Here is an 11,827-nt window from a genome sequence, read left to right on the forward strand (position 1 = left end):
TGCCATGCTACAATGCAGAAAAGACACTGATTAAAAGAAGAAAGTAGGAATAACGATGTATGTAGGATTTGATATTGGCGGCACAACGATCAAATACGGGGTTCTTGATGAAACAGGAGCAATTCTGGAAAAAAATATGCTTCCGACAAACTACGATCCCCAGTCTTTCTATCAAAATTTAATCACAATTATTAATGAAGCTAAAAGTCGCTATCCGATCGCCGGGATTGGGATCAGTGCGCCGGGCATCGTGCAAAAAGACGGTTTGATGCTGACAGCTGGCGCCATCAAACCATTGTACGGCGAGAATTTCAAAACCACATTAGAAGAATGCTGTGGTTTACCAGTTTCTGTCGAGAATGATGCCAATGCAGCCGCCATCGCAGAGAAATGGATCGGCAATGCCCAATCCTTCTCCAATTACCTTTGCCTCGTCTTAGGAACTGGTGTAGGCGGAGGGATCGTAATCAATGATCAAGTGTATCGCGGTGCCCACGGCATGGCAGGAGAATTTGGCTGGATGGTGATCGACGCCTTGCCTTCTACAGGTAATAGTGAGGAAGTTTCGATCAATCGTAAAGCTGCTGTCGTTGATGGGCTCGTTCGGATCTACAATCAAAAAGGCGGTCAGCTGGCAGGATTTCAAGCGACGACAGATGCTCGAGAAATTTTTCAGCGCGCACAGATGGGAGAAACATTAGCAGAAACAGTGACCCAACAGTTCCTGACAGATTTGTCCGTCGGGTTGATCAATTTGATCAGCTGTTTCGATCCAGAAGCCATTTTGATTGGCGGTGGTATCAGTGCCAACCCATATTTCTTTGAACGACTGCAACAGACATTAACAACTGTCGAAACACAACACGCTGCCATCAACTATTTGCGGGGAAAAACGATTGCTCCTGTGCTGCCTGCCAAATTGCAAAATGACGCCGGATTAATTGGTGCAGTTTATCAGATTCATCAGCAACTCACTCGCTAAATCATGGTATACTCGTCATATACTCTTATGGGATAGCGAGGAACATTTATGGCCGTTTTTCAGCATTTGAACTTAAACAAATTGTCTTCAGTCGAACAAGAGATCTATCGCTTTATTGTCAATAATTTAGAAAAAGTCCCTTATATGCGAGTACGGGATATTGCAGATGATGCCCATGTTTCTTCCACTTCTGTCTTTCGTTTTGTTCAAAAAGTGGGATTCGATTCCTTTCCTGAATTTCGCTTTTATATCAAGACCCATTTAGAAAAAGTCCATTATGAAGAACATCAAAAACAGTTATCCCTTGAAGAACGCATCCGTGGATTGAACATGACGATTTTCCATCCCGATGTCGAATACCAAATCAAGAAGATGGCGCAAACACTGCGAGATGCGGACTGTATTTTATTTATGGGGATGGGGGCGTCTGGAGCAATTGCACAGTATGTCGCCCGCAAGCTCGCAAATATCGGCTACTTCTGCATCAGCATCGATGAATTGACTTACCCGATCCGCAGCTTCTTACGAGCCGATCAAAAAAACGTTCTGGTTTTCTTGAGTGTTTCTGGTGAAACAAAAGAATTGATCGAAGTCATTACTGGATTAGCTAATAAAGCGATTGCCCAAAAATATTGTATTACGAGAAATAAAGAGAGTTCTCTTGCCCATTTATGTGACTACTCGATCGAATACGCAGTCAAAGAAGAGCGCAAAGACATCTTCCTCGATCTGACTAGCCAGCTTCCAGCCATCGCCATCGTGGAAACACTGATTGGTTATTTACAAGATGAACCTACCCCTCAATGATGAACGAGCACAGAAAGTACCAGACAACGAAGAACGCCCTAGCCAGAACACTCGCTTTACAGCAGCAGTTTTCTGACTAGTGGCTGCAATCAAGCGTTTGTCTTGCTGCTTTCTGTTTTTTGTAACCACTTGTTCCGACTGTGGAATAAATTTCTTCCTCACAGAATTTGATTCTAAAAACGAATGCGCTTACTTTTTCAGGCAACCTTTCGCTATAATAAGTCCATCAAATAGAGAAAGGTGTTACTGTTATGCAAAAATTTAATGATCTACTAGACCGGTCCTTGGTACCAATTGCCACCAGATTGAATAACCAGCGACACGTCGCAGCGATTCGTGATGCATTTATGTTGATTTTCCCGTTGACGATTTCTTCTTCATTAGTTATTTTGGTCAACAATATCTTATTTTCCAACGATAGTTTTATCGTGCAATTATTTCAACTCTCAAAAATCTTTCCCAATTTAGAAAGTGCCCAGCAAGTACTGGCATCTGTTGCTAACGGAACCATCAATATCATGAGCGTATTCATTGCTTATCTGGTTGCCCAACTGCTAGCAAAACACTTTGATGCAGATGCGACACTAGTTGGTTTGACAAGTGTAGCTGCGTTTATGATTTTATATCCGACTTCTTTCTCAGTTGACGGTGTCAATGCCATCTCCACCCAATATTTAGGCGCACAAGGCTTATTCGTCGCCATGATCGTTGCTTGTCTGGTAGGAGAATTCTTGCCGAAACTATTCAAAGTCAAACGATTACAGATCAAAATGCCCGATATGGTACCGCCGGCAGTTTCCCGTTCGTTTTCTGGAATGATTCCTATCGTGATCATTGTAGCAGTTACCGCATTGATCAATTTCCTAGTACTGATGATTGCGCCAGAGGGCATCAATGAATTGATCTACAAAGGGATCCAAAGTCCGTTGCGTGATTTAGGAGGAAATGTCGTTGGTGTCTTGATTTTAGCTTTCTTACAAACACTGCTCTTCTCCATCGGGATTCACGGACCAAATACATTGAATGCCGTTCGTTCAGCAATTTTTACAGAACAGGATTTAGCCAACTTGGATTTCATCAATCAAGGCGGTTCCTTGTGGGATGTACCTTACAAAGAAACGTGGGGCGTTTTGAACGACATGTTTGCTAATATGGGCGGAACGGGAATGACGTTAGGGCTGATCATTGCCATTTTCATCGCCTCGAAGCGACCAGAACAACGGGAGATCGCTAAGATGTCACTTGTTCCAGGAATCTTTCAGATCAACGAACCGATTATCTTCGGGTTACCGATCGTCTTGAATCCGATTATGATCATTCCCTTTATATTGACTCCAATGGTCAATATTCTAGTTGGTTATTTTGTAACAGTCATTTGGCCGATCATGCCGACACCAGCAATCGGTGTGCCTTGGACCACACCGGGAATCATCAACTTATTCCTAGGAACTGGCGGAAATGCAGTAGCTGCAATCGTTGGTGTGGTCTGTCTGGCGATTTCCGTATTGATCTACTTGCCATTCGTGATTGCTTCAAACCGTTCACAAAAAATCGAAGCGTAACTTTTTTAGGAGGAAAGAATTATGAGCAGCAAAATGCCAAAAGATTTTCTATGGGGTGGCGCAATTGCTGCCCATCAAGCAGAAGGGGCTTGGAATGTCGCAGGACGCGGCATGAGTATTGCTGATGTGATGACTGCTGGAGGAAACGGGATTCCTCGTGAAATCACGAGAGGCATCAAAGAAGATGTGTATTATCCTAATCACGAAGCGATCGACTTTTATCACCGCTACAAAGAAGATATTCAATTATTCAAAGCGTTAGGCTTAAAGTGTCTGCGTACATCGATCTCCTGGAGCCGTATTTTTCCAACCGGCCAAGAGGACGAGCCCAATGAAGCAGGCCTGCAATATTATGATGACCTTTTTGACGAACTATTAAACAATGGGATCGAACCAATCATTACACTGTCTCATTTTGAAATGCCTTATGCGATTTATGAAACCTACGGTGGCTTTGTCAATAAAGCCGTGATTCCCCTCTTCGTTAAATTCGCAACCTGCGTTTTTGAACGCTACAAAGATAAAGTCACCTACTGGATGACATTCAATGAAATCAATAATCAAGCAGACGGACAGGAACCATTACATGTCTGGACAAACTCCGCCATGATCATCGAAGAAGAAAGCAAGAAAGAAGAACTGGTCTTTCAAGCGGGTGTCAACGAACTGATCGCTAGTGCGGCGGCAGTCATTGAGGGGAAAAAAATCAATCCAGACTTTCAAATCGGCTGTATGATGGCTTATGTCCCAATCTATCCTTATTCCTGTGCACCAGAAGATTTGATGGCTTCGGTCAAAGCCAATGAACGTCGTTACTTCTATAGTGACATCCACGTCAGAGGAAAGATTCCGACCTATGCACAAACTTACTGGCAGCAAAAAGGGATCAAAATCCAAATCAGTGAGGAAGAGAAGGCTTTACTAAAGGCAGGGACTGTTGATTATATTGGTTTCAGCTATTATATGTCAGGAACGATCACGACATTGGAAACTGTCGAAGGCCAACCGACCGACGATATCCCTCACGCAAAAATCGTCCGTAATCCCTATATCACCGCGACGGATTGGGGATGGCCAATTGATCCCGTAGGACTTCGCTATGTTTTAAACACGATCTATCAACGTTATGACTTGCCGCTCTTTATCGTAGAGAATGGCTTTGGTGCCTATGATCAATTAACAGAAGAAAACACGATCCATGATCCCTACCGTATCTCTTATTTACGTCAGCACATCGAACAACTGGAGAAAGCAGTAATAGAAGATGGTGTACCCGTCTTAGGTTATACTCCTTGGGGAATCATCGATATCGTCAGTTTCGGCAGCGGAGAAATGGAGAAACGCTACGGCATGATCTATGTTGATAAAGACAATGCTGGCAACGGAAGTCTGCAACGCTTGAAAAAAGATTCCTTTGCTTGGTATCAACGGGTCATCGCTACGAACGGTGAAGAACTTTAACAGAAGTCTTGCTACTATCCCAAAAGTAAAAGCGACTACCTAAAAGACTGTTCTTTCAGGTGGTCGCTTTATTAAGGTTTCTTATTTGATTTCCTCTATACTAGAAGTGATTACCCAGTCATCCATGTTCTTCCCTCGTTGATACGTAAAAGGTTCAATCGCTTCCAGTTCAGCAATTCGATAAATGGCCAAAAATTTCTTTCCTGCCCAACGCTCCATTTGTTTTTTGGATAAATTTAATTCTGATTGGTGCTGCTCAACAAATTGTTGTGATTCTTCAGGTGTCATTTTCTCCGTTTCAATCACGTTCTCAATCATGCCACGATGAGTAACTAAAAGATCGCCACCTGTTTCCACGAAGTAGACACGGTCGCCAACTTTTGCGCGTCCACCTAACGGAGATTTGCGCCCTGCTGCCCCACGGATGATGGCGTTCTTTTCTCCCGCCAACAATTTCTGCAGCTCTTTGCCTTCTTTGTTTAGATAGACTAGATGCTCCGCTACTCCTTCTTTGCCTTCAACCCAAGAACTCACCATTTCCTTTTCTCCTTTTTTCGATTATCATAGCAGAAGAAAGCGGTTTAGACTACAAATTTTTCATGTCATTTTAATCAGCTAGTTCCCCTTACAAATGACGAAAAATGCGAATATATCAGCAATTCAACGAATCGTTGCGTTCTTTATTTCCTGATTCAACGATTCATTTCTTGCACCTATCAATCAAAGGAGGCTACTCTGATGGTAGAGATTGGAGAAAATATCAAAAAGTTGCGCAAAGCAAAAAGGATGACCCAAAAAGAGGTGGCTAATCAATTGAATGTCACGCCGCAAACGATTTCTAAATGGGAGCGAAATATCAGTTATCCGGATTTGGATATGTTAGTCAAGCTAAGTCAGTTGTTCCATATTTCAACCGATGCTCTTTTAGGCAATACAAAACCAACTTTTTTTGCTTCCTTATTCTCAAAAAAGAAAAGAGGGAAAACGATGGAAAAAGTACCAGCAACTCCGTCCACTATCCAAACAGACAAGCTGTCCTCATCTGAGAAACAGATCATGATTTTTAGTGTCAGCAGCTGGATAACCGAGGGAGAACTGCAAACACAACGTCTGCAGTTAAAATTACAGAAATATTTTACTGTTCAAAGGCAGCCGATTGCGGTAGAGATGTACAGCTTGTCAAAAGTCGCAGAAAAAGCGCCAGCTGCTGATTTGATCCTCCTGACTCCTGAAGCTCAATTTGCATTAAAAGAACTACAAGAAGCCGTACCACACACCCCGATTCTTTTGCTTAGTAGCCAAGAGTACGGTCTACTACCGATTGAACAAATCGCTGAAAAAAGTTTGCAAGCCATGCTTTAGAGCGTTCAACAAAAATAGAGCGTGGAACAAAAGTAAAAAACACTTTTGTTCCACGCTCTAAACACGTCTAAACGGTGAGAGGCGAAGCAACTCCTTCGGAAATAAGTCGAAATACCCCCAAATTTGAAAAGTAATTTCCGTGTATTCCTCCTTATTTCTCGGAGTTTAATACTTCTGTCCCAGCCTCTTTCTTATCCTGTATTAGATTTTCAGCAACCAGATCAAGCTGAGCGCTGCAATTGTTTGAACCAAACCGACTGAAAGTCCATAGAAAAGGAACTTAGGTCCTTCTTTCATGAATTTACGGAAGTCTAAGCGCAAGCCGATTGCTGCAAGGGCGATGGTCTCAAACCAGGTACTGATGAAATGTGCAGCATCATTCAACCAACTTGGCAATGCAACGAAGCTGTTCAAGATACAAATCAGCAAAAAACCTAAAACATACCAAGGAATACGCAACGATCGTTTTTGTTTTACGACGGATGCGGATTGATTTTGTTGCGACACCATTCGTTCGAAAATCAAAACCACCACGACCAATAAAATGATCCGAGCGATCTTAAACAGCATGGCATATTTGACAATCTCTGCATCAAGTAAGCTGGCACCCGCTACGACTTGCCCTACGGATTGTAGCGTTCCTCCCAACAGTGCGCTTTTTTGTAAAACATCCGAACCAAACAACGCCAGACCAAGAAACGGCAAAGTCAACATCATCACTGTTCCTAACAAATTGACGAGTGTGATGATCTGCCCTTTTTCTTCATCATCGGCTTGGATGGCTGGTGCAATCGCGCCAATCGCAGAAGAACCGCAGACCGCATTGCCTCCTGCCATCATCAAACTCATTTTTTGATTGAATCCCAACTTCTTGCCAATCAAGTAAGCCGCAGTAATAACGATCGTCATCATCAATACGATGAAAACAAAACCACGAATCCCCATCTCACTGATCGTTTGAAAGGTAACAGTAAATCCTAGCAATACAACCGAATATTCTAAAAGCCGACTTTCTGCAAATTTCGTTCCTTGCGCATACTGTTTTTGATTGAAGAACGTATTGCCTAGAACGATCCCTAATAAAATCGCCAAAGTCGCTCCTCCTAATTGCGGCAGCCAAAGAGCCAAGACTTTCGCTACAGCCGCTACAATAAATGATAACAACAAGCCAGGTAAAAATGGCTGCAGATTGACGGGTTTGATTTTTTCAACATTCATTCTTGTCCATCCTTTCATACTGCCTTATATTATACACAGCATTTTTCATCTATAACATTTATTGATATAATAGTTTTAATAGGATTTTATAATGGAAGTGATTACACTGCTGGAAAAACTAGAAACGTTCAAAATCGTTTACGAAACACAGAATTTCTCGAAAGCCGCTGAGTTGCTGTTCGTGTCTCAACCTACCGTCTCCGCCCATATCAAACAATTAGAAGAAGAATTGAATACCCAACTTTTCATTCGAAATGGCCGCATGAACATTTCAGCAACCCCACAAGCTCACCTGCTTTATCAAAGAGGGCTGAATTTATTGGACGATTGGCAGCATCTCTATCAAGAGATCCAACAAGGTACGCAACAGTTGGTTCCATGCCGGATAGGTGTTTCCCATACTTTTGCGATCTATTTGCTGCCGGATTTGCTGATGCGCTTATACACTCGCTTTCCCCACATCCAATTTCAAGTAGAGATGATGAACTCTGCCGCTGTCCTGCATGCGGTAGAGCAACACGAGCTTGACCTAGGGATCATTGAAAAGCCCTTATCCGCTGCTACCGTGGAGCGATACCCATTGATGAGTGACCAGCTAGTATTGGCTGGCGATCCGGCAGTCGGACCGTGGCTTGTGCGAGAACAAAGTTCTGGGGTTTATTATTATATGAAACGCTATCTAGAAGAGCAAAATATCCAGACGCCTATTTTACAAATCGCCAATAATGAGATGATCGTTGCATTGTTGAAAAAAGGCTTCGGCTGTTCAATCATTTCTGCACGAGCTGCTGGAGATGTCCCCCATGAAGATTTAGGCGAGCGTTATCGCCGCCAATTTTATTTGGTCAAACGGACCCGCGATTCCTATAAAGAATTTGCTGCTTGTGCTTCTTTTATCCGACAATGGCAGGAGGAATAATCGGTGTCTCTTGATGCCATCAGGCAACTTCTTAATCTTTTCTTACGATTGAACTGATTTTTTTGGTAAAAAAACTCATTCATTGTTTCTTAATTATTTTGTGATAGAATAATAGGGGCTCTGACGTTCCCCTATAAAGTAAAACAGATGTGAACGACCACCTAGAAAGGACCCTGAAATGAAGGAACAGATCAAAAACAAATTAGCTCTCTTACCCGATCAACCTGGTTGTTACTTGATGAAAGACAAAAATGGTACGATCATCTATGTAGGTAAGGCGAAGATTTTAAAAAATCGTGTACGTTCCTATTTTACAGGAAGTCATGACACGAAAACGGAACGCTTAGTTCAGGAGATCGCCGACTTTGAATATGTCGTCACTGAATCCAATACTGAAGCGCTTTTGTTAGAAATCAATCTCATTCAAAAAAACAAACCAAAATACAATATTATGTTGAAGGACGACAAGTCCTATCCATTTATCAAAGTTACGAATGAACGCTATCCTAAATTGATCATCACCCGCAAAGTGTTGAAAGATGGTGCGCTTTACTTCGGTCCTTATCCGGATGCCCGAGCAGCGAATGAAACAAAACGGATCTTGGACCGCTTGTTTCCATTACGCAAATGTGGTGCATCGCAAAAACGCCCTTGTCTCTACTATCATTTGGGACAGTGCGTCTGTCCTTACGTTCATCACATGGATCCCAAGGAATACCGAAAAATCGTTGATCAAGTCAAACACTTTTTCCACGGTGGCCATGTTGAGATCCAAAAAGAACTAAAGGAAAAAATGGGCGAAGCGATTGAATCCCTTGAATTTGAACGTGCTGCGGAACTGCGCGATCAAATCCAAGCCATCGATACCGTTATGACGCGTCAAAAGATGACTTTGACCGATCTGCTTGATCGCGACGTCTTCGGTTACAGTGTGGACAAAGGCTGGATGTGTGTCCAAGTGTTCTTTATCCGCCAAGGAAAATTGATTGAGCGGGAAGTCTCCTTGTTTCCTTTTTACAACGAAGCGGAAGAAGACTTTTTGACATTCATCGGTCAATTCTACCAAAAGAACGAGCACTTCATCCCAAAAGAAATTTTTGTCCCCCAAACGATTGAACGGGAACCTCTAGAAGTGCTGCTAAAAACGAAAGTCTTGCAGCCACAACGAGGTGACAAGAAAAAATTGGTCGACTTAGCCAATAAAAACGCGCAAATCGCATTGGATCAGAAGTTTGCTCTCATCGAGCGGACAGAAGAACGAACCATCGGGGCGGTGGAAAAATTAGGTGAAGCCATGGGCATTTCGGCCCCTTATCGCATCGAGGCGTTTGACAACTCTCACATTATGGGAACCGATCCAGTTTCTGCAATGGTCGTCTTTGTGGACGGCAAGCCTTCAAAAGATGATTACCGAAAATACAAAATCAAAACCGCACAAGGCGGTGATGATTATGGCTCGATGCAGGAAGTGATCTACCGGCGCTACTCGCGAGTTTTGAAAGAGAAATTGCCATTTCCTGACTTGATCGTCATCGATGGTGGCAAAGGTCAAGTAGGCGCCGCACAAGATGTCTTGCATAACCAGTTAGGATTAGATATTCCAGTAGCTGGTCTTGTCAAAAACAATAAACATAAAACCAGCGAGTTACTGTTTGGCGATGATCTGCAGCCGATTCAGCTCGAACGAAATTCAGTCGAATTCTTTTTGCTGCAAAGAATCCAAGATGAAGTTCATCGGTTTGCCATTACTTTCCACAGACAATTGCGCAGCAAGAACAGTTTCTCTTCAAGATTGGATGAAATTCCTGGTTTAGGACCAAAACGTAAGCAACAGCTGATGAAAACCTTCAAATCGCTTAAAAACATTCAAGCAGCTTCCGTGGCAGAGATCCAGCAAGCGGGCATTCCGCAAGCCGTTGCCGAAACAATTTTAGAAAAATTATCCGATCAAAAGAAAACCACGTCCTAGAAACACTCGGACGTGGTTTTTGCTGGAATGAATCATCGAATTGTTTGGAAAGGCCACTAAGACATAAACGTGCTCTCAAGGGAATAGCGGAATGTTTCGTTCCCTTTCAGGCCTGTCTCTTAGATGGCTCTTTCACAAAATTCGTTACCCAGATATCTAGATATGTTTTCCTAAGCAATCAACAAGTTGACACGCAAGCCATCCAGTTCAGCTTTCTGCTCTTGTGTGATATGAGAATCTGTAATCAAATAATCACATTCATCTGGTGCAGCAAATTGCTTGAAACTCCGCTGATTGATCTTGCTGGATTCACATAGAACAATTTTGATCCGACTAATATTGATCAGGCTTTTCTTCATTTCAGCCGTTTCGTAATTAGGAGTTGAATGCCCATAATTCTTGTCAAAAGAAGTGGTGCCTAGAATCACTTTATCCACGGAAAAACCCGCTAATCCCAATGCCACAGAACTGCCTGAAACATAGGGATAGCCATTTCGAATGGTACCGCCAATGACTTGCACTTGATAATTGGTTTTCTCACTTATCAATAAGGCAATCTCCAAATCATAGGTCAAAATCGTCAAATGCTTCAGTGGACTGTTGATCAATTTTTCTGCAAACGCACGGCAAGATGTTCCTGTATCAATCGCCAAAATATCATTTTCTTCGATCAATCGGACCGCACGTTCAGCGATGCGGTATTTTTCATTGGTAAAGGCCCGATTTTTGGGGATCGTCTCAACACTTCGTTGAAATTCACGTTTAATCACGCCACCGTGGGTTCGAGTGACTAACCCCTCATTCTCAAGTTCTCGTAAATCATTGCGGATCGTTGAACCCGTCACATTGAAAAGTTCCGCCAACTCAGCAACTTGCATCCGGTTTTTCTCATTGACTATTTTAACGATTGATTGTTTTCTTTCCTCTGCGTACAATTGATCATCCATCTTCTATCACCTTTTTGTGTTTTGTTTCATTATAAAAGAAACTGAAAATGGAAGCAATCAAACTAAAATGATTCGTCAAAGACAATGACATTTTTCAAACCTACTGCATTGACAGCATTTTCAAGCGCCTGAGGAAACTCATTGATTGTGTAACATTTTGTAATCAATTTTTTCAACGGAATTCTGCCACTAGCAACTAGCTGTGCGGATGTTCGATAGCCTGCCAAGCTGGCACGAGTACAACCAAAAACGCGTAATTGTTTGTAATGAAGAATGTTCGTGTTCAATTTGACTTACTCTTTCTCCTTTGGCAAGCCGCCAAAGAAGAGACAGCGACCGTTTGTCGCCATATAACTGAAACTTGCTTCTTGTGCCTGTGGTGCCGGCGCGGCAATAATACACAGGTCTACCCCTTGACCATTGGTTTCAGCAAAAACTTTTTCCTGCAATCCATCAGAGGTCAATGGAACCAAGTCGGGAATTATTTCCGGTTCTGTTGCAAAGTTTTAAATAAAGAATAAAATCCCTTACGGTATCTATGATTTAAGCTGGGATTCCCAATAATACCTTGATTTCAGTACAGACCGAAAACCCGAAGAG

12 protein-coding genes are annotated in these 11,827 nt (G+C 42.5%); 7 read left to right on the plus strand and 5 right to left on the minus strand.

The window, feature by feature from the left end; translation table 11 throughout:
• Positions 1–55 precede the first annotated feature (55 nt).
• From ACTFWY_RS06825 to ACTFWY_RS06840, 4 genes are all read left to right on the plus strand, one after another.
• A complete protein-coding gene (locus ACTFWY_RS06825) occupies positions 56–982 on the plus strand; it encodes an ROK family protein (protein WP_003127901.1) in 927 nt (308 codons plus the stop codon).
• A gap of 48 nt (positions 983–1,030) precedes the next feature.
• Entirely contained in the window at positions 1,031–1,789 is a 759-nt protein-coding gene (locus tag ACTFWY_RS06830) for a MurR/RpiR family transcriptional regulator (protein WP_003127900.1), read from the plus strand.
• A gap of 251 nt (positions 1,790–2,040) precedes the next feature.
• Entirely contained in the window at positions 2,041–3,351 is a 1,311-nt protein-coding gene (locus tag ACTFWY_RS06835) for a PTS sugar transporter subunit IIC (RefSeq protein ID WP_003127899.1), read from the plus strand.
• 21 nt (positions 3,352–3,372) lie between these two features.
• On the plus strand, positions 3,373–4,812 hold the full coding sequence (locus ACTFWY_RS06840; protein ID WP_003127898.1) for a 6-phospho-beta-glucosidase: 1,440 nt from the start codon (positions 3,373–3,375) through the stop codon (positions 4,810–4,812).
• An 81-nt stretch (positions 4,813–4,893) separates the two neighbouring features.
• On the opposite strand, the gene ACTFWY_RS06845 is transcribed toward ACTFWY_RS06840, so the two are convergent.
• Positions 4,894–5,349 carry a hypothetical protein gene (locus ACTFWY_RS06845; protein ID WP_021150666.1) on the minus strand — a complete coding sequence of 152 codons (456 nt, stop codon included), beginning with the start codon at positions 5,347–5,349 and terminating at the stop codon, positions 4,894–4,896.
• Positions 5,350–5,550: 201 nt separating this feature from the next.
• On the opposite strand from ACTFWY_RS06845, the gene ACTFWY_RS06850 reads away from it, so the two are divergent.
• On the plus strand, positions 5,551–6,174 hold the full coding sequence (locus ACTFWY_RS06850) for a helix-turn-helix domain-containing protein (protein WP_003127896.1): 624 nt from the start codon (positions 5,551–5,553) through the stop codon (positions 6,172–6,174).
• Between the two features lie 201 nt (positions 6,175–6,375).
• On the opposite strand, the gene ACTFWY_RS06855 is transcribed toward ACTFWY_RS06850, so the two are convergent.
• Positions 6,376–7,392: a YeiH family protein gene (locus tag ACTFWY_RS06855; protein ID WP_005469953.1), complete on the minus strand. Its 1,017-nt coding sequence runs from the start codon at positions 7,390–7,392 to the stop codon at positions 6,376–6,378.
• 91 nt (positions 7,393–7,483) lie between these two features.
• On the opposite strand from ACTFWY_RS06855, the gene ACTFWY_RS06860 reads away from it, so the two are divergent.
• Together ACTFWY_RS06860 and uvrC are read left to right on the plus strand one after the other, a co-directional pair.
• Entirely contained in the window at positions 7,484–8,311 is an 828-nt protein-coding gene (locus ACTFWY_RS06860) for a LysR family transcriptional regulator (RefSeq protein WP_003127893.1), read from the plus strand.
• A gap of 178 nt (positions 8,312–8,489) precedes the next feature.
• Positions 8,490–10,280 (plus strand): excinuclease ABC subunit UvrC, encoded by a 1,791-nt coding sequence (gene uvrC / locus ACTFWY_RS06865; RefSeq protein WP_003127892.1) that lies wholly within the window; start codon positions 8,490–8,492, stop codon positions 10,278–10,280.
• A 170-nt stretch (positions 10,281–10,450) separates the two neighbouring features.
• On the opposite strand, the gene ACTFWY_RS06870 is transcribed toward uvrC, so the two are convergent.
• The 3 genes from ACTFWY_RS06870 to ACTFWY_RS06880 form a co-directional block, all read right to left on the minus strand.
• Positions 10,451–11,227: a DeoR/GlpR family DNA-binding transcription regulator gene (locus ACTFWY_RS06870; RefSeq protein ID WP_021150671.1), complete on the minus strand. Its 777-nt coding sequence runs from the start codon at positions 11,225–11,227 to the stop codon at positions 10,451–10,453.
• 62 nt (positions 11,228–11,289) lie between these two features.
• On the minus strand, positions 11,290–11,514 hold the full coding sequence (locus ACTFWY_RS06875; RefSeq protein ID WP_231455762.1) for a hypothetical protein: 225 nt from the start codon (positions 11,512–11,514) through the stop codon (positions 11,290–11,292).
• Between the two features lie 6 nt (positions 11,515–11,520).
• Positions 11,521–11,700 (minus strand): hypothetical protein, encoded by a 180-nt coding sequence (locus ACTFWY_RS06880; RefSeq protein ID WP_257007634.1) that lies wholly within the window; start codon positions 11,698–11,700, stop codon positions 11,521–11,523.
• Positions 11,701–11,827 lie beyond the last annotated feature (127 nt).

This window comes from Enterococcus sp. 125944, assembly GCF_051909435.1.
Taxonomy (GTDB): Bacteria; Bacillota; Bacilli; order Lactobacillales; family Enterococcaceae; genus Enterococcus_D; species Enterococcus_D gallinarum.